Here is a 19653-nt window from a genome sequence, read left to right as displayed (position 1 = left end):
CGATCGTCATCGTCGTCATCACGGCTGCGACCACGACCTCGTCCGCCTGAACGGCCACCGCGATCGTCATCATCGTCATCATCACGGCTGCGACCTCGGCCTCGTCCGCCTGAACGGCTACCGCGATCGTCATCATCGTCATCACGGCTGCGGCCACGACCTCGTCCGCCTGAACGGCCACCGCGATCGTCATCATCGTCGTCATCACGGCTGCGGCCACGACCTCGTCCGCCTGAACGGCCACCGCGATCGTCATCATCATCGTCATCACGGCTGCGACCTCGGCCTCGACCACCTGAACGGCCACCGCGATCATCATCGTCATCATCACGGCTGCGGCCACGACCTCGTCCGCCTGAGCGGCCACCGCGATCATCATCGTCGTCATCACGGCTGCGGCCACGACCTCGTCCGCCTGAACGGCCACCGCGATCATCGTCGTCGTCATCATCACGACTGCGGCCACGACCTCGTCCGCCTGAGCGGCCACCGCGATCATCATCATCATCGTCATCACGGCTGCGGCCACGGCCTCGTCCGCCTGAACGGCCATCACGATCATCATCGTCGTCGTCATCACGGCTGCGGCCACGACCTCGTCCGCCTGAGCGGCCACCGCGATCGTCATCATCATCGTCGTCATCACGGCTGCGGCCACGACCTCGTCCGCCTGAACGGCCACCGCGATCGTCATCATCATCATCGTCATCACGGCTGCGGCCACGACCTCGACCACCTGATCGGCCACCACGATTATCATCATCGTCATCATCACGGCTACGGCCACGGCCTCGACCACCTGAACGGCCACCGCGATCGTCATCATCATCGTCGTCATCACGGCTACGGCCACGGCCTCGACCACCTGAACGGCCACCGCGATCGTCATCATCATCGTCATCACGGCTGCGACCACGACCTCGTCCGCCTGAGCGGCCACCGCGATCATCATCGTCATCGTCGTCATCACGGCCGCGACCTCGGCCTCGACCACCTGAACGGCCACCGCGATCGTCATCATCGTCATCATCATAACGGCTACGACCACGGCCGCTTGAGCGGCTACCGCGATCGTCATCGTCGTCATCATCGCGACTACGACCGCGACCACCATTTCTATGGCTTAAGGCACCCGCTTCACGAGCTTCCTCAGATGTAAATTCATGTGCATTACCGCTTGCATGCGCTGCTCGACCAGCTTCACGAGCTTCTTCAGAGGTAAATTCATGCGCATTACCACTGGCATGGGCTGCTCGCCCACCTTTGCTGGCTATTTCTCTAACTCTTTCAGGATCCATACTTGCAAATCCACGATTTGAAGTACCTGTACTATTGTTATCATCATCTTCATATCTAGTATTAGCCATAGTTATATCTTCCTATATTTAATTATAGTCACTACCGCTTTTGATTAACGGATTTAATAAAGATAGAAGATCTATAATATTTTCCTACCGATGCACTGTATCAATCAATTTAAATGTATATAAAATGAAAGATTAAAAATTCTATAACTTCATTATTTAAATAAAGATTTATACATTCTAATTTTTCTCACATTTTACTTTTTAAATAATTAGCTCACTTATTATTACTTAACTGCACATTACAATATATTTTTACAAACAGATTTAAAATATCTATACAAAAAACAAAACAGCTTAACTATAAACAAAAAGTAAAATAATGAAACATACTTACTTAAACAAACACAAAGTAAAACACTTATTTTCAATATAAAACAATAATATATATCATTACATTTTCAAAGTGAATTTACTTGAGAGATTAATATGAATATTTAAAACTATTTTTATTAAGGCAATTTGAGTAGTTTAGCCATGCAATTAAAAGATCAAGAGTCAACACTACAATACATCCATATTTCTATTCCAGAAATTTTACTCGGCCATATTAAGTCTAAGAATTCATGGCAAAATTATGACCAAGAATGGAGCTATAGATTAGATCCTCCGCATGCGAGCCATCCCTTTCAAAGAGATTTATATATTATTAAGTCAAAGAATATAGAGCAAGAAGATATAAAGTTATTGCTTGATAATATCATTATTAAAAATAATAAAGAGACACAAAATATTGAAGGCGCTAAAAAAATTATTAAAGAAATTTTAGACTTATCTAATAATATACCTATTGAAAATTGGCTAGAAGACACAGGCAATAGATCTATTATTGAAAGTATGCTTGATAAGAACAAAATCAAATTAATGGATATTATTTAACTTTTAAATATAAAATATTTTTTTACATCCTTACAAATAAAATAACAAAGGCAACTTATTAAAAAATTCATTTTACTCATATTTACGTAGTAACAGCGCACTATTTATAAATTAGATATTTAACTGAGGTATTTGACGTATGGAAAACTCAACAAATCAGTATCCAACATCCGCACCTGCACAAGTTCAATCTCATCAACCAGGTGATCAGGAAAAAATGCATCCTGAACCTGAAATTATAAAAAGTTCTCATAAAGGTAGCGATAAGTTAAAAGATAAAGTTGCCGTTATTAGTGGTGGTGATAGCGGTATAGGTCGTTCTGTCGCAGTATTGTTTGCCCGTGAAGGTGCCAATATTGCAATCCTTTATCTTGAAGAAGACGAGGATGCCGAAATCACTAAACAACTCGTTGAAAGAGAAGGACAACATTGCCTTTTATTAAAAGGTGATATTTCTGACCCAGATGTTGCCAAACTAGATATTGATAAAGTTCTACAACATTATGGAAAAATTAATATTTTAGTGAATAATGCTGGCGTGCAATATCAACAAAAGGAAATTGAAAGTATTAGTAATGAGCAATTAGAAAAAACATTTAAAACTAATATTTTTCCAATGTTTTATCTTACTAAAGAAGCTCTTCCTTATATGGAAGAAGGCGACAGTATTATTAATACGACTAGTATTACCAGCTATCAAGGCCATGATGAGCTTATTGATTATGCAAGTACCAAAGGTGCGATTACGACTTTTACACGTAGCTTATCAAACAATTTAATGAAGCAGAAAAAAGGAATTCGGGTAAATGGTGTTGCACCAGGTCCAATCTGGACCCCATTAATCCCAAGCAGTTTCGATGCAGAAACCGTTAAGGAATTTGGTAAAGACACACCAATGGGAAGAATGGGACAACCAAGTGAAGTTGCACCTGCTTACCTATTCCTTGCCTCAGATGATGCAAGTTATATTACAGGTCAGGTGATTCATGTAAACGGTGGACAAATCGTAAATGGTTAATCCCTAAGATATAAAAAAGCCCTGAAAGATAAATCTTTCAGGGCTTTTTTTGTTTATTAAGCTGGTACCTGAGCGGCTATTTGTTCTCGTGACCAAACACGATGAGCCATAATCAGTTTTTTGAATTTTTCAGCAATAGGCTGGAATTCATCTTCAACTAAAGTGCCCTCATCGGCAACTAAACCTAGCGGTTCAAGCAAATCAGATTTATTACCTAAAAACGCAATTGGTTTTAAATGCTTGTAAGCTTCGAGTACATAATGGCGCGCTACGCCATCTTGCAGTACGGCATTTAAGTTATCGCCATCAGGAATAATCACCGCATCATAAGCGATTGAAGGTTCAGCCATTTGCATACCATCAGCCACAATAATATTGTCTTTATGGTCTTTTACTGGAGCCAAGCTCGGCGCTAGTAAATGAACAACCGCACCTTCTTTAATCGCCCAATTTTTAATAGCTTCAAGTGTATCTGACTTCACAAGGTTATGAATAAGCACAGCAACTTTTCGGCCTTGAATATCTTCTGGTGGGAAAGCCAAGAAAGATAATTTAGCCGATTTTTCAACTGCGGTTTTCTTATAATCTAGAGTCAAATCAGGAACTTCAATTCCTAAATTAGCGCCTACTTGTCGAGCTAAGTCGAGATCAATATTTGCCAAAATTTGTTGAACTTGGCGCTCACGGATGTGTTTTCTTTGCACTTTACTTAATTCAAAAGTATAGGCATCGACCACATGCTTTTGCTCATGAGGCGCAAGACTCTTGTAGTAAAGGCGCGGTTGTGAAAAATGATCGGAAAAGGTTTCACTTCTTTGACGAAGTTTGTGACCACTAATTTGTTCAGGATAGCTTTCAAAACCACCATTTGAAGCATCAGGTGGTGTTTCTGCTGGCCAATCATTATCAATTGAGTTTGGTTGATATGAAGCCTGTCCTTTGTGAATCGTATGTTGGTGAAGACCATCACGTTGATTATTATGGAATGGACATACAGGTTTATTGATCGGAATTTGATGGAAGTTTGGTCCGCCTAAACGGCTTAACTGCGTATCGGTGTAAGAGAATAGACGTGCTTGTAAAAGTGGGTCATTTGTAAAATCAATTCCTGGCACGATATGGCCTGGACAGAAAGCCACCTGCTCTGTTTCTGCAAAGAAATTATCTACATTGCGGTTCAAAACAAATCGGCCAATTGGTGTTACTGGAACCAACTCTTCAGGAATAATTTTTGTTGGATCTAACAAATCGAAGTCAAAGTTCATTTCATCATCTTCTTCGACAATTTGTACACCCAATTCCCATTCTGGATAAACACCATTCTCAATCGCTTCATAGAGATCTCGACGGTGGAAATCCGGATCTTTACCTGCAAGTTTTTGAGCTTCATCCCATACTAAAGCACTTAAACCTTGTTTAGGCGTCCAGTGGAATTTCACGAAATGAGATTTGCCTTGAGCATTAATAAGACGGAATGTATGTACCCCAAAGCCCTGTATTGAGCGTAGGTTACGTGGAATAGCACGGTCCGACATCGCCCAAATGACTGCATGTGCTGACTCAGGCACTAAAGATACAAAATCCCAGAAAGTATCGTGAGCAGTTGCGCCTGTTGGCATTTCTGTATCTGGTTCAGGTTTTACGGCATGTACGAAGTCTGGAAATTTAATACCATCTTGTACAAAAAATACGGGTGCATTGTTACCCACTAAATCGAAATTGCCTTCTTGGGTATAAAACTTAATTGCGAAGCCGCGAATATCACGCACAGTATCGGCAGAACCACGTGGTCCTTGCACAGTTGAGAAGCGTACAAAAATTGGCGTTTGAATACTTGGATCGGTTAAAAATCCCGCCTTTGTAAAACGTTCATTTCCTTCATAGGCCTGAAAGTAACCATGTGCACCTACGCCACGTGCATGCACAATACGTTCAGGAATACGTTCATGGTCAAAATGAGTGATCTTCTCTCTTAAAATAAAATCTTCTAGTAGTGTCGAACCACGGATGCCCGCTCTTAAACTATTTTGGTTATCCGCTATTTTAACCCCTTGGTTTGTGGTTAATGCCTCATTGGTTGCATCATCTCTGACTGAGTCTAATTGTTCAGTTTTTTGGGTAGTATTGGCTTTATTTGCAGCGTCCGCACCAGCCATTTCACTTGTTTTATTTGTTGATTTAACATTATCAGTCATGTTCATTACCTATGTTTTAAAGTTAAACGTGGGGTGAATTAAAAAACTCCAAGAGTTAGTTTTTGTTAAAGGAACTTAAATATGGAAAAAGGAGCTCAACATATTTACGTGTGCTCCATAGACCAATGCTTTTATGATGTGAATCTGGGGCCAAAAACGGGATCAGCTTACATATCTTTATGGCAAGATCAGGTGTTTGACGTATACGTTCCTGAAGTGCATCGAGTTCGCCATCAGAAATATAGCTAAAGAGATAATCTTGAATACGTTGACTATTTTTTAGTTCTCTGCTGTAAGCCAAAAAGTTAGAAGAATGGTCATTACCAGCAATCCAGTCATGAATAATTTGTCGTTCTACAGGGTTAAATACCCCAAACATTTTTCCATTTTCTTCATTAATCATTCGCCAGAACACGCTCTGTTCGGGGTCAGTATTAAATTTAATCCATTTATGATCAATAAGATGTGTAACCAGGCCTTTAACGTCTTCTGGTTTTGATAACCATTGGTTAATGGTTTTACATCCAAACTGTCTTTTTTCGTTATGAATGAGCTGACCCACAAGCGCTTTTCTTTTTAAAATTTTAAGAACTAAATCTTCAAGATTTAAATTTTTAATAATTTTAGAAGATGATACGCCATGGCTATTAAGAGCAAAACCGCGCTTCAATTTATTAAAGAAGTGTTCTTTGTCTCTATATTTATCGTAAATATTTTCTATAACTTTAATTGCTTTATCTGCATGGCCGTTATCAATGTTATCGATAGTGATATGCAAATTAAAATATTTAGAATCAATACCAAGTTCCGCAAGCTCATAATTACTGATGAGCAGATGAAGTGGCAGTTGCTCATAGCCTAAATTAAAGCCAACAATTTCAGGAATAAACTCAGATGGAGCATAACCAAGCGCCAGCTGAATCACAGCATTATGATAATATTCATCTTCTAAGAGTAGATCAAAACTATCGAGCCCAAGACTACGTAACAAGTCATCATATATACACACATGATTTGCTTTCGGCTCACCTAGCCCCAGCTCTTCCAAATAGGTAATAATAAGGTCATGAAAAACCGGATCATTCCAGTAATTAACTGAACTATATAGCCATGCACCGTCTACTTTTTTAGTGGGTGAAACTTTAATTAAAAACTCAAATGCCTGACCGACATTTTTAAAGTACTCTCTCTCACCTCCACTTTGTCTACGATTCAAATAGGTCTGAAATAGCTCACAATTTTCTTTATTGTCTTTTTCACACCATTCTTTAACCATATTTATAGAGGAAGGAAAATCAATTTCATTTTGATCTATTTTATCTATTTCCTTAATAAGAAATTCTCTTGCTGTCTTTTCTTTTTCAAAACTAGAAATATCAGGATCAAGGAAAAAAACAAATAATTCGTAATAGTTCTGTTGATTATCTTGTAATAAGTCTAATAATCTTTTTTTCACTACAACAGGCATTTCTATTCTCCTTTAGTGAGATATAAATTACCATACTTCAGCTAAACCATAATCCCAGCGTAACTTTGTTAGGTTACGTTATCAAGAAACAACTTATAAATTTAAAAATATTAAAATTCAATAAGATAAAAAATAACACAAACTTACATTCTCACTTTTAGAATAATTTAACTGTCTGCTTTTATAAAAAATAAATAAATTATAAATTTTATTTACATTTAACCTACCTTTAAAATTATAAAGACCTAAAAATTAACAAAAAGAAATTAAAAATAATCTTATAACTAAATTAAAAACAGTTGTAAGGAGAAAATAAATGTTTAACTCATGTTGCAAATTACTCGCACAAGAAAAAATTAAAATCGCATTTTTTGAAAGTGCTTCGGCTGGTTATTTGGCTTACCGCTTCTCTTTAAGCCCTTATTCAGGTGACATTCTTATTGGGAGTTTAGTCAGCTATGACTTACGTGTTAAAGAAAATACTCTTCATATTTCACCTGAACTTATTGAAAAATATACGCCTGAGTCTATGCAAGTCACTGTAGAGATGATCAAAAAAGGCAAAGAACTCTTGCATGCCGACCTCTATGTTGCCTGTACCGGATTGCTAAAAAAGGGGGGATCAGAAACTGCTGAAAAACCTGTAGGCACTTTCTTTTATTCTATTTATTATCAGAATAATTTTTATAACTTTAGAAGAGTATTTAAAGGTTTACCCTGCCTTAAACTTAGACAACTTCTTTATTACATTACCCAAGATATTGAATATATAATATTAGATAATAAAAAATAGCTTTTCTTTATAAAAGATAACAAATACATATTTGGAAATGATCATAGTGTTTGCTTAATTCCAATGTACCTAAATGTAATTTTATCCATCTTCATATTAATTATGTTTAATGATTAAAATTACATTTTATAGAAATCAAGGTTTTATTAAATAATCATAGTTACAGTTAAATATAGGGTAACACCCCAAGGCTACACAATAAAAATTTTCATGTTTTAATGAACCTATCTGAAGCTCTCAGATAAAACACACATCATAAATGATATGAGGTAATTAAAGATGAGCACTACTAATAATCAAAGCAATCAACGCGATAATCAACAGCAACAACAACAGCAAAATGACAACCGTAACAACCAGCAGCAACAAGGCAACCAACAGCAAAACGATCAACAGCAACAAAACAATCAGCAACAACAGCAAAATGACAACCGCCGCCAACAACAAGGCTCTAATCAAAAAGATTCAGGCCAACAAAACTCAAATAACAATAATCAGCAACGTTAATTCGTTACTGACTTAAATGTCATTTGATGCGGTCATTCATTTTATTTAGGAAGGTGCCCTCACCTTCCTAAATTTACCATAAGCATAAAATTAAATAATAGATGAGGAAAAAACTGATGACAGATCAAAATAGCGATCACGCACGACTGCCAGCTGGCGACCATAATTATTGGCGCGAAAGTTACGTTACTCGTCCTTATTATCAAGAAGCTCAGCTCACTACCCCAGACCTCGATTATGACCGAGACTTTTCGACAGCCTATGAATTAGGTCATCGTGCACGTGCTGAATCGGAACAAGGCACTCAGTTTGAAGATGTCGAAGGCGGTTTAGAACAAAAATGGGAAGAATTAAAAGCTGAATCTCGTTTAAAATGGGAACATGCTAAACAAGCCATTAAAGATGCATGGAATGGAAGATAACTTCTTCTAATCACATTCTCTATTGGTCCAAAGCCATGAGCTTATTTCCTATTGGCCCTCGGAAATAAGCTCTTTTTATTGCTAAAATTTCTTAAAACTTCAGTTTAGAACCACTCTTTAGAAGAAAGGTGGCATATTAAAATTATTATTTAAATATTGATTGGCTAATTGAGCATTATCAAAAACTTCTTTCTTAAACTGTACACTCGATGCCGATAATGTATGAGTCGGTTTAATGGTTACTTCAACTACAAACTTATTTTGCTCATATTTGGCTTTTACCCCATAGATTTCAGACTCATTAATACACGTCCCATCCGTAAAGTATACAAACATGCTTAACCACCTTAAGTATTCATTTGAGCATCATCGTAATAAAGTTCTAATATTATTTAAGCCTGATCTAGTGTTCACATCAGGCTTGTCTGAAAATTGATTTAATTTTCTTTTTTCTTAAAATATTCAATAATTTCTTCCCCGTTATTTACGGGGCTTCCCGTAGAGGGATATGTTTCTTCATATGCATAGGCAGGCAAAGCAACTTTTGCGCGGATGGGAGGTAATTTTTCTTGACCGCCCGTCGTAATTCGTTCGATAAAACCTGCAAGCCACAGCACAAATTCCTGTGTATTCTTACTTTTAGGAATAATACTTAAATCTAATTTAATTTTAGATTCCTGAAGAGGTTTAATCAGTAATTCAGCGAAATCAATATAATTGTATAAAAGTTTAAGCTTTGTCCCCTTAATCTCGTGTCTGAGCTCAATCATCAAATTGTTAAGATCTTCCATAGGATCATCTGTAAATCCTTTTTTTTCTTTAACATTTTGATAGATTTTCTCAGCTATCCTTAAGTACTGGGGCATATCCTTACCTTTAAAAAATTGTTTTCACTAAAATGAATTTTGGATGAATATAAGTAATTTATTGTGTTTATTTTATTAATTTTTTGAAACTATAATTTATGTTAGACACAATTCAATAACAACAAATTTATATAAACATAATAACCCACTAATTTATTGATTAATTTTATATTTTCATATAATTGCTTTTTTTATTATGTTACATATTTTATAGAAATAAACGATAAGAAAACCCACATAACAGTGAGTTTTCTTAAGCACAATCATTATGAGTTTTTATCCATTTGCTGAGGAGTAGTTGGGTCATTAGCGCCATGGGTCCCATTATCTCGCGGATCCCGATCTTGACACGCACTCATACCAACTGCAATTGTCACTACCATACTCACTGCACAAAATATTCTTAACATTGAGGTCACCCATTTAAATCTTAAGATGTAGGTTTATGAATAACATTTTCTTATGTTTACCTACCGCTATCGTTCTCTTAAGTTTTGTAGGTTATGCAAGCTTTTGTAAAAAGCTAAATAAAATAAATCTAAAAAAATTTACTATTCTTGCAATTGATATTTTGATTATTTTTTGGCAACAGCTAATTATTTAATTACATCATATTTATAAAATTAAAAATTCTTACCCTTTTTAAACTTATGCCTTATTAAGTTAATAGCCCTCTACACTATACAAATACACAATTAATAAATATTTGATATATAAACATTAAAACTCATTTCTTAAATTTTATTGAATGTTTATTCAATACTTCAAATTCTAAATAACTCCTTATTTTATTAATAAAAATTTAAAAATATTAATATTTGTTTATATAAACCAATCTTTTATTTTTGCAATTGACCCGCTTTAAGGCTCAGCTTATGATGCTCCCGCTGACCTATTTTGTCAGTCGGTTTTAGCAGATCGTCTACCTAAGTGCACTAAAAACAAGTTTTTTGGTGTGGAGCCCCTCGTGCCTTTGACGGAGGAACGGGAGTGGGACACCTTCGGGTGTGCTGGTTTCTTAGGTATCAGTCTGCTAACCCTCTTTCGTTTCACCACCATAATTAATAGCAGTGATTGGGCGCAACTTCTTTTATCAAGGAGTCTCTAATGACTATTATTTTATATTATTTTATTTTTCTTACTCTTCACTACCCTTTTATTTGGCTTAAAACAGTTTTAAAAAACTTTTTGTATTTCTTCGCCCATACACACACTCTTCTCTCTCGACAAAAGATCTCAATATTTAACGCATGTTAAAGATTAAGACATCTTCAAACCCAACTGAACGATAACAACAACCAACAAAGAGCAATAATGATGTTTTTTTTATATCGTATTGTTTTAACGTGCATCCTATTAATAAGTTCTATAAGTTTAATAGGTTGCAGATCTATTAGTAAAAATGAATTTAATACACATTGTGTTTGGGCAGGTCGTGCACTTTCACAATGCAACTGTATTTATAACTCTTTAGAAAAACATTATTCGCCACAGTTTGTAGAAAACTTACCAAAAGTAAGCTTACAAAATATTAATGCGGATATGCACTTTGTGGAAACAATGAATGAAACCATGGATCAATGTCGGTTAAGTGCCAGAAAAAAACCAATTAACTAATGTTTGCATGCTCGACCAAGAAATCTAAAAAAGCCCTGACACGTTTAGGAACATATTTGTCATGTCCGATCCAGACGGCATGAAATTCTTCAGAAGCATTGGTATTCCAGTCTTCAAGAATTTTGACCAATAGTTTTTGCTCTACAGCTTTTTGGATTTGGAATTCATTAAGCTGTGCAACGCCCACACCTTTAAGTGCTAACTGTAAGATCGCTTCTCCATGATTTACTCTTAACACTTTAGTCGGGGCAAGCGTGATTTCTTGATCGTCTTTTTTAAAGAACCATGTTTTATTCTGGCGTTGATAACTTACATCTAAAAGCTGATGTTCATATAAGTCTTCTGGATGCTGCGGACAGCCATACTTTTCAATATAGGCTGGTGAACATATATAATGTTTCTGTGTGCTCCCGAGTGTACGAGCAATCAAGTTTGAGCTTTTTAAAGGCCCTGTACGAATTGCAACATCTATTCTTTGCTCAACCAAATTAATCACTTCATCGCTTAAATGAGCTTCTAATTCTATTTGTGGATAGCGTTGATTAAATAGAGAAATACAAGGCAATAAAAAATGCGTCCAATATGAAAGACTAGTATGAACTCTAATTCGCCCTTGCGGCATGTGGTTTGCAGTAACAGATTGTTCAAGTTCGTCTAGATCGTTCAGGATTTGAATACCTTGCTCATAAAACTGGCATCCTTCACTGGTGAGTTGGAACTGACGTGTTGAACGGTTCAGTAGCCTGACGCCAAGTCTTTTTTCCAACCGAGAAATTAACTTACTGACCGCAGATGGCGTCATGTCGCAAGCTCTTGCGGCTGCCGAAAAGCTTCCTAATTCAACTACACGAATAAAAATTGCCAACTCACCAGACCGATTAATATCAAAATAGGACATAACAAAAGCTATTTATGAATTTCATTCACAAATCTTATTCCGCTTATGTCGCTATAACAAGCCAGCAATTTGTTTCAAGATAACTTTAATTTATTTTAAAGAGTTCACGAGATGAAACTTTATCAATCTGCCCTATTCTCTCTTGTCTTATTTTCTACTGTAGCGCAAGCAGAAGTACAAAATAGCCAATGGATTACCACTTGGGCAGCGAGTCCACAAAAAGTTTGGAATAAAGATTTCGTTTTTCCGACCCTAATTCCAGATCAAATATCTAATCAGACCATCAAACAAATTAGTCAAATTAGTTTAGGTGGTGAAGCTGTTAGGCTTGTCTTTACCAATCAATATGGGGATCGACCGATCTATATTGATAAAACTACCGTGGGACTAATCAAAGGACAAAGTCTTAAATCAAAGAATGCTTATCCAGTTTATTTTTCTGGAAAGCTTAAAGCACAAATTTTACCTGGCAAACAGCTGATAAGTGATCCAATCCAGCTCCCTGTTCCCGATCATGGGCAGTTAATGGTCAATACCTTTATTCAAAAACCAACTACATTTAAAACTTTTCATTGGGATGCCAAACAAACCAGTTGGCTAATTACTGGGAACCAGACCGCGGACTTAAAAGCACCTAGCAGTGCCAAAACCACCACTGCGCGATTATTATTGTCGGCTGTGGAAGTAAAACCAAAGCGTAAAGCACATGTTGTTGCAGTCATTGGAGATTCAATTACCGATGGTGCAACTGCAACTTTAGATGCAAATACCAGATGGACCGACTTTTTAGCTAAGCGCTTATCACCACATCAAGTAGCGGTCATTAATAGTGGAATTTCAGGAAATCGGTTACTTAACGACGGTATGGGCGACAGTGCTTTAGAACGCTTAAAAAAAGAAGTATTTCAATATTCTGGAGTGAAAACATTAATTGTTCTGGTGGGTATTAATGATATTTCATGGCCGGGTACCGCATTTGCACCTAAACAACCAATACCGACTTTTGAAGCATTAACCCAAGGCTATAAACGTGTGGTAGATGAAGCACATCGCCAAGGTATTCAAGTGATTGGGGCAACGTTACTTCCATTTTCAGGTGCCTTACCCAACACTCCTTTAGATAATTACTATCAACCGAATAAAGATGAATTACGTCAGCGCATTAATCACTGGATGAGAACCAGCCATACATTTGACGGCGTACTTGATCTTGATCAAGGCTTAAAAGATCCTAAACATCCTGATCGATTAAATCCAATTTATGATTCGGGAGATCATTTACATCCTAATGACCGTGGTAATCAACAAATGGCAAATCTGGTCGATGTAAACCAGTTACTTCATAAATAAAACGTCCAGATACAGGTAGGAATTTGCTCCCTACCTGTATCAATATTGATTAATTACCCCCTAACTCAACGTTAAGTTTTGGGGTAATGGACTGTTTTTCAGCTACATGTCGTCGAAGTACCATGACAGCAAAAAGTCCTAAAATTGCAGGGATTGCGATCATCACAAAATTCATCTTATGTGGCAGTTCAAAACCTAATAACAGACCCGTTAAGATTGGACCAACAATTGCCCCAATACGACCAACACCAGAAGCACAGCCAATTCCAGTAGAACGCACACTTAATGGATAATATTGTGCAACGTAACTATAAAGAAGAATTGAAGTACCAATCGTTGCTGCTCCTGCAACAGTCACCAAACCATATAAAACATAGGCTGGAGACTTAAAACCTAAACCGATTAGTGCTAAAACTCCCGCCAGTAGCATTCCCATAATTACCGGTTTTAAATGGAATTTATCAGACAAAATACCGCCGCCGATTGAACCGATCATTGCGCCAACATTTAGAGCAAGCAAGAATAAAATACTCTTTCCGAGTGAATACCCTGCTGCCAGCATGAGTTTTGGTAACCAGCTACTTAAGGCATACACCATGAGTAAGCACATAAAGAATACGAGCCAGAACATGAGTGTATTAAATGCGCGGCCTTGCTGAAATAATCCCTTTACAGAACTACCTGTTGGAACATTATCTTCATTAAGCACTAATTGCGTATGGGTTGTTAGTGTTTGTTCAGGAGAAATTTTTTGAATAATGTGCTGTGCCTTTTCAGTTTTACCCGTTTTAACTAAAAAAGTTAATGACTCAGGTAAAAACTTCCAGATTACAGGTAATAAAAATAGTGGAATACCGGCAATTAAAAACATAATTTGCCACCCCTGACTTTCAACCAAATAACTACCAATTAAGGCCGAAAGAATTCCCCCAATCGCATAACCACTAAACATAGTTCCCACCAGAGTACTACGTATACGTTTAGGTGCGTATTCCGAGGTTAAAGCAACTAGATTTGGCATAACCCCACCAATGCCTAGTCCCGCCAAGAACCGAAGCACCCCAAACTCAAGTGGGCTTGATGCAAAAGCACCTAAAAAGGTAAAACCACTAAAAAGAGTGACACAAATTAAAATCACATTCTTACGGCCTATTTTGTCTGCCAAAGTTCCAAAGAACATTGCCCCAAACATCATTCCGCATAGTGCTGTACTTGCTAACATCCCCGCCTGTACAGCTGTTAATGACCACTCTTGCATTAGCAAAGGCAGTACAACGCCATAAATCACCAGATCATAACCATCAAAAACAATAATTAATAAACACCAAAGCAAAATGCTCCAGTGAAAAGGGGTAAATCGGGCCTGATCAATAACTTCATTTACATTTAATTTAGATGTTGTCATTTACTCACCTCCTCTGTGAGATAAATTCATATTTAATTTTTTAAAACGACATATTGCACCCTAAAGAAAAAACAGATTATTCAAGGTCTTATTGAATAAATTAAAAGTCATAACTCGCCATCATATTGAAGCGGCTATCAATCCCGTTACGGCCATCAAAAGTTTCTCGTTCGCCATACACATATTCGACACCCAAGGTAATTGGCTTGTAAGGGTTATACAGTGCATTTACCCAACCCTGCCAAAGCTCTTTGTTTTGAGTGGTGCTATTACGTTGTAATTCGGCAAAACGGTTGTCATCTTTGGCTTTCATATAGCCATAAGCTAAGGTTGAACGAATTTGTGGTGTAAATTGATGAGTGATACCCAAAGAAACGGTGTCAAACTCATTGCTATGCATATTATTTTGATCATCTATTGCATAGCCGCTGTTACTCCATAGCAAGAAACGCCCATCTCCTTTGACATGGTAATAATCGGCTTTGAGTAATGTATCGGGCGTAATTTGATATTTACCGCCAAAGCCCACGCCCCAAGCGATTTGCTCATCATTATTAGTTCTTTTTTCAGCAACTAAACTACGGGCAGATAGCATCGAACCATTGGCAAATTTATGATTTAAGCGTCCTACCAAAGCTGGTAAGCGCATTTTATTGTCAGGATCAGTTGTCGCAGTATATTTCGGATCTTCCACACTGACTGCAAAACTGGTATTTGCCGTAATGTTATCGCTATAACGGATGAGCGGTGATCTTAATAATGCACTGCCTACAAATGTGCCCGCATCAATCGTTTCCGGATAATATTCAGGTGCAATAAATGTTGACCACGTTTGACCAATGAGCCATTTATCAAACGTTAAATAAGCATGGCGTATCCGAAACTGATCACGAGTAGCTGCCCCAAAGAAGTCCATTTCCAGTTTTCCGCCCACATCTCCCGCAGCCGTTGGGGTTTTAAAATTCAACCCGAAACGTGTCACATTAACAGTACTATGTAATTGGTCTTTTTGAGCAGATTCTTCTGGCGTATTTTCGAGTGGAACACCGCTAATATTGTTATACATGGTAGATGCGCCCTTCATTTGATAAGAAGCATCTGCCCGTATATATCCATATAAGTTAAATTCTGCGCCAGACTTAGTTAACACTTGTTTTGTAGGCTGAGTAGCTTGGGGTGTTGCCGAAGTTGCTAGCTCTACTCTTTGTTGCGATAAAGATTTTTGAGCTTGCATGTTGGCTTGTAGCATAGCCCGTAGTTCTTTTACTTCTTGGCGAAGTTGTGCTATTTCAGGATCTGTTTGACCTGCAAAAGCAGAAGACACAAACAGAGTCACAGAAATAGCTAATAGGTTTTTTTGAACCGTTGTATTTAAAGCATTTATCATAAAACTTTCCTTTTTTGATCTTTAATTAGACTTAAAGATCCCGACATCCTTTTTGTTATGTACCTGTCTAAAACAGGCCCTTAAACATCAGACTTTCTTCCTTTAGAAAGTCTTGCATCATATTTTTTAGACAAAACCTCCCTTAAGCAGCATTGAGGCCACTTTTTAATGTGTTATAGGTAAAGCTAGTTCTTCTAATTTTTTTCGTTTTTTATATTCTCATCCTCATTGAGAATATTTAGGTATCAAGACAACATTCCTTTGTCTCTACTGACATTATTTTTTTGCAATAAAACCCTGATACGTCAAAATTTGCGTATATGGCTGTACGCTATCGAAACCAGTCTTTTGCAAAAGTTTTATATATCCTTCTGTGGTTAAGCTAAAAAAGTCTTGTGCCATACGCTCTAACATTTTCTGACATTGCTCTTCAGTTAAACCTTGATCCAAGCATAAATAAGGTAAAGCTTGAAGCTGCTGTGGGTTTACACATGTCATTAAATCGTAAGTAAGTAAAGCTGCTTTTTCCTTTAAGCGATCATAAATATCTTTAAAAAAAACAGGTTTTATCTCATCTGCAATAAAATGCGCCACGAGAATAGAAAGTGCAGCATCAAAGCAATTTTCCAGAGGCAAAGCCGAAGTTTCACCATGTACAAAGGTCACTTGTGAAGATTTATCTAAAAGTTCAACCTGTTCCTGAGCTTTTTGCAGCATGGTCAAAGATGGATCAACTGCTGTAAATTTCCAGTTCGGATGTCGTTTAAGTAAATATTCAAGTTCATACCCAGTACCACAGCCCACAATTAAGATATGAGCATGAGGTTTCAACACCGATTGCAAAATGGCATCCACTTGTTGATGGATGACTTCATAACCTGGAATTAATTTACGAATATGTTCGTCATATCCTTCGACTACTTTTGGGCTATTAAAGTCTTTTGCCATTTTGCTTATCCTCTATTTAAACTGCCTTTAAATTTATAGTTTGCTGCACTTTGAGCGGGCTTTCGACTTCTTTAGTCAAAGACATTTCCAGTTAAATTAAGTTCAGCTCGCATAATTTCCTGCAATTTAAACTTTTGTGCTTTGCCTGAAGCAGTCATTGGAAACTCATTAAAGAATCGAACATAGCGCGGCACTTTATTATGAGAAATATGCTCTTTACAGAATTGGCGAATACTGTCTTCATCAATTTGATGATGTTCATGCAAAATAATACAAGCACAGAGTTCTTCACCATATTTCGCATCTGGCAGCCCAATGACCTGTACATCACTCACATCGGGATGGGTATATAAAAAGTCTTCAATTTCTTTCGGAAAGAGATTTTCCCCACCACGAATCACAACATCTTTAATACGGCCTTTGATTTTAATAAAACCGTCTTGATCCATTTCGGCAATATCACCCGTGTGCATCCAACCAGCAGCATCAATCACTTCTCGAGTCTTTTCTTCTTCGCCCCAATAACCCGCCATTACTGAATAACCACGAACACATAACTCACCCAAAGTGCCTTGCGAAACAATTTGCCCTTCTAAATCGACAATTTTAATTTCGACATGCGGATGAACATGTCCAACTGTGCTTACTCGTTTATCAATCGAGTCATTTACCGAACTTTGTACACTTACTGGCGAGGTTTCAGTCATACCGTAACAAATCGTGATTTCAGACATATGCATACGGTCTATAACTCGCTGCATAATTTCACGTGGGCAAGGACTACCTGCCATAATACCTGTTCTTAAGCTCGATAGATCAAACTCATTAAACTGTTCATGTTCCAAGGTGGCAATAAACATGGTTGGCACACCATAAGCTGCCGTACAACGTTCTTGATGAATCGCTTTTAAAGTTTCTAAAGGATTAAACACTGCCGATGGATAGACCATGGTTGAACCATGTGTAACGCAGGCTAAATTCCCCATCACCATGCCAAAACAATGAAACAACGGCACAGATATACACACTTTATCTTGAGGAGTTAAGCGGATGCCTTCACCGACAAAATAACCATTATTTAAAATATTATGATGGGTCAACATGGTTCCTTTTGGATTACCTGTTGTACCTGAAGTAAATTGGATATTAATGGTTTCATCAAACTGGAGCTGTTTGGTTAACTGCTTTAACTCTTCTAGCTGTTTTGATGTTGGTGTAGTAACTAAATCACTAAAGCGATGGATACCCGTATGTTGCTGATCATCAATTTTAATGACAAATTTTAAATGTGGCAGTCGCGCTGAACTGAGCACTTTATCTGGACTGTTGGTTAACTCAGGGGCAATTTTTGTAAGTAATTCTTGGTAATCAGTGGTTTTGAATTGAGAAGCAATCACCAATCCTTTGCATGAGACTTTATTCAACACATATTCAAGTTCATGGCTTTTATAAGCTGTATTCAGATTAACTAAAATAATCCCTGCTTTAAAAGCTGCAAATTGGGTAACTGTCCATTCCACACAGTTGGGCGACCAGATGGCTAACCGATCTCCTTTTTTTAATCCCAATTTTAAAAGGCTACAAGCAAAAGCATTGACTTCATCCTGCAAAGCTTTATAGGTTAATCGTCTGTTTTGATGAAAACTAACGATTGCTTCCTTTTCAGCATATTGCCGACAGGCCTGATCAAATTGTTCACCAATGGTCATACCCAATAAGGGCTGCGTGCTTGGTCCCGAGGCGTAGCTTAACCGTTCTTGTTGCATTGAATCATTCTCCTTGATTCTTTTATTCTCTTCTTACCTGATCTAATTTTTGTTACTGCAACTACTTTTCCAAACTACTTATTTTGTGTTGTTTTATCCTTTATATGCCCTATTTCCTCTGCACAGCATCTACACAAAAGTCAGCAATCTGTTTTGAAAAATAGTCTTTGTGTGCATGATCAAACTTTGTATTTTGAGCTGGATCTAGAGGTTCAACCACCACATAGGTCATGGCACCGACAACACAAAGTGCTGCTGTGTTTAAATCATCCAAGACAAACTCACCACTTGCATTTCCATCTGCCAGTATTTTTTTGATACTTTGTTTAATCAATTGCTTCACACGAAAACGCTCATGTTCAACCGTTGAATCGACGGGTTCAAACATGAGTGAATATGCAAGCTGAGGACTATTCAGTGCCCGTTTTACAAAGGTCGCCACCGCCTTATGTAATTTCTGTTTTGCCGATAACTCACTTTCGGTAATCGAATCGATGACCAATAACTCTGTATTAATAGCCTCAGACAAAACTTCAATCAGCACTTGGCTTTTATTATCAAAGTAGCGATAAACCAGTCCACTTGATACACCCGCTTGCTCTGCAATTGTTTGTATTTGCGCGTCTTTAAACCCTCCCTCTGAAATTAATTTTCTGGCTGAACTCAAAATCGACTTACGATTTTGCTCCATCCGCTCTTGCATTAAAGATGATCGTTTATAGCTCATAATTTATTCTCTAACAAATAAAATGAATTGTAAATCATTTTAT

19 protein-coding genes are annotated in these 19653 nt (G+C 37.6%); 7 read left to right on the top strand and 12 right to left on the bottom strand.

The features are described 5' to 3' along the window. Positions 1-1367: KGG domain-containing protein (locus KTI78_RS11250; RefSeq protein WP_262446150.1), on the bottom strand; the 1367-nt coding region annotated here is incomplete at its 3' end. Between the two features lie 474 nt (positions 1368-1841). Between KTI78_RS11250 and KTI78_RS11245 the strand changes: the two genes are divergently transcribed. After that, positions 1842-2243: a DUF6367 family protein gene (locus tag KTI78_RS11245; RefSeq protein WP_262446149.1), complete on the top strand. Its 402-nt coding sequence runs from the start codon at positions 1842-1844 to the stop codon at positions 2241-2243. Positions 2244-2382: 139 nt separating this feature from the next. Then, complete coding sequence (locus KTI78_RS11240; protein ID WP_262446147.1) at positions 2383-3261, top strand: SDR family oxidoreductase; 879 nt, start codon at positions 2383-2385, stop codon at positions 3259-3261. Positions 3262-3317: 56 nt separating this feature from the next. On the opposite strand, the gene katE is transcribed toward KTI78_RS11240, so the two are convergent. Both katE and KTI78_RS11230 read right to left on the bottom strand, forming a co-directional pair. Further along, positions 3318-5462 (bottom strand): catalase HPII, encoded by a 2145-nt coding sequence (gene katE, locus KTI78_RS11235; protein WP_262446146.1) that lies wholly within the window; start codon positions 5460-5462, stop codon positions 3318-3320. 49 nt (positions 5463-5511) lie between these two features. Next, the gene (locus tag KTI78_RS11230; RefSeq protein ID WP_262446145.1) at positions 5512-6924 is read right to left on the bottom strand and encodes an iron-containing redox enzyme family protein; all 1413 of its coding nucleotides are present in this window, start codon (positions 6922-6924) and stop codon (positions 5512-5514) included. Between the two features lie 316 nt (positions 6925-7240). Here KTI78_RS11230 and KTI78_RS11225 point away from each other — a divergent pair, with 316 nt between their 5' ends. The 3 genes from KTI78_RS11225 (at position 7241) to KTI78_RS11215 (ending at position 8646) form a co-directional block, all read left to right on the top strand. Further along, complete coding sequence (locus KTI78_RS11225) at positions 7241-7717, top strand: CinA family protein (RefSeq protein ID WP_016141363.1); 477 nt, start codon at positions 7241-7243, stop codon at positions 7715-7717. 279 nt (positions 7718-7996) lie between these two features. Beyond that, positions 7997-8224 (top strand): hypothetical protein, encoded by a 228-nt coding sequence (locus tag KTI78_RS11220; protein WP_016141364.1) that lies wholly within the window; start codon positions 7997-7999, stop codon positions 8222-8224. A 116-nt stretch (positions 8225-8340) separates the two neighbouring features. Further along, positions 8341-8646: a hypothetical protein gene (locus KTI78_RS11215; RefSeq protein WP_239968989.1), complete on the top strand. Its 306-nt coding sequence runs from the start codon at positions 8341-8343 to the stop codon at positions 8644-8646. 117 nt (positions 8647-8763) lie between these two features. On the opposite strand, the gene KTI78_RS11210 is transcribed toward KTI78_RS11215, so the two are convergent. The 3 genes from KTI78_RS11210 to KTI78_RS11200 form a co-directional block, all read right to left on the bottom strand. Further along, positions 8764-8982: a hypothetical protein gene (locus KTI78_RS11210; protein WP_262446144.1), complete on the bottom strand. Its 219-nt coding sequence runs from the start codon at positions 8980-8982 to the stop codon at positions 8764-8766. A gap of 101 nt (positions 8983-9083) precedes the next feature. After that, positions 9084-9512, bottom strand: coding sequence for a hypothetical protein (locus KTI78_RS11205; RefSeq protein ID WP_016141367.1), 429 nt, complete (start codon positions 9510-9512; stop codon positions 9084-9086). 266 nt (positions 9513-9778) lie between these two features. Then, positions 9779-9922 (bottom strand): hypothetical protein, encoded by a 144-nt coding sequence (locus KTI78_RS11200; protein WP_016141368.1) that lies wholly within the window; start codon positions 9920-9922, stop codon positions 9779-9781. A gap of 904 nt (positions 9923-10826) precedes the next feature. On the opposite strand from KTI78_RS11200, the gene KTI78_RS11195 reads away from it, so the two are divergent. Beyond that, positions 10827-11129, top strand: coding sequence for a hypothetical protein (locus KTI78_RS11195; protein WP_262446142.1), 303 nt, complete (start codon positions 10827-10829; stop codon positions 11127-11129). On the opposite strand, the gene KTI78_RS11190 is transcribed toward KTI78_RS11195, so the two are convergent. Further along, complete coding sequence (locus KTI78_RS11190; RefSeq protein WP_262446141.1) at positions 11122-12027, bottom strand: LysR family transcriptional regulator; 906 nt, start codon at positions 12025-12027, stop codon at positions 11122-11124. The genes KTI78_RS11195 and KTI78_RS11190 overlap by 8 nt on opposite strands. 111 nt (positions 12028-12138) lie before the next feature. On the opposite strand from KTI78_RS11190, the gene KTI78_RS11185 reads away from it, so the two are divergent. Then, complete coding sequence (locus KTI78_RS11185) at positions 12139-13377, top strand: SGNH/GDSL hydrolase family protein (protein ID WP_262446140.1); 1239 nt, start codon at positions 12139-12141, stop codon at positions 13375-13377. Positions 13378-13426: 49 nt separating this feature from the next. Here the strand turns inward: KTI78_RS11185 and KTI78_RS11180 are convergent, their stop codons facing one another. From KTI78_RS11180 to KTI78_RS11160, 5 genes are all read right to left on the bottom strand, one after another. Further along, positions 13427-14782, bottom strand: coding sequence for an MFS transporter (locus KTI78_RS11180; RefSeq protein ID WP_262446139.1), 1356 nt, complete (start codon positions 14780-14782; stop codon positions 13427-13429). Between the two features lie 100 nt (positions 14783-14882). Then, positions 14883-16166, bottom strand: a complete 1284-nt coding sequence (locus KTI78_RS11175; RefSeq protein WP_262446158.1) for a DcaP family trimeric outer membrane transporter — start codon at positions 16164-16166, stop codon at positions 14883-14885. Between the two features lie 279 nt (positions 16167-16445). Then, entirely contained in the window at positions 16446-17117 is a 672-nt protein-coding gene (locus tag KTI78_RS11170; protein WP_262446138.1) for a class I SAM-dependent methyltransferase, read from the bottom strand. Between the two features lie 71 nt (positions 17118-17188). Continuing rightward, positions 17189-18883: an AMP-binding protein gene (locus tag KTI78_RS11165; protein WP_262446137.1), complete on the bottom strand. Its 1695-nt coding sequence runs from the start codon at positions 18881-18883 to the stop codon at positions 17189-17191. 109 nt (positions 18884-18992) lie between these two features. Further along, positions 18993-19610 carry a TetR/AcrR family transcriptional regulator gene (locus KTI78_RS11160; protein WP_031969006.1) on the bottom strand — a complete coding sequence of 206 codons (618 nt, stop codon included), beginning with the start codon at positions 19608-19610 and terminating at the stop codon, positions 18993-18995. Positions 19611-19653: the final 43 nt, after the last annotated feature.

The sequence above is a fragment of the Acinetobacter sp. WU_MDCI_Abxe161 genome, from assembly GCF_025514355.1.
Lineage (GTDB): Bacteria > Pseudomonadota > Gammaproteobacteria > Pseudomonadales > Moraxellaceae > Acinetobacter > Acinetobacter pittii_E.
Note: the sequence above shows the minus strand (reverse complement) of the source record. Positions and strands in the feature narration are given on the sequence as shown.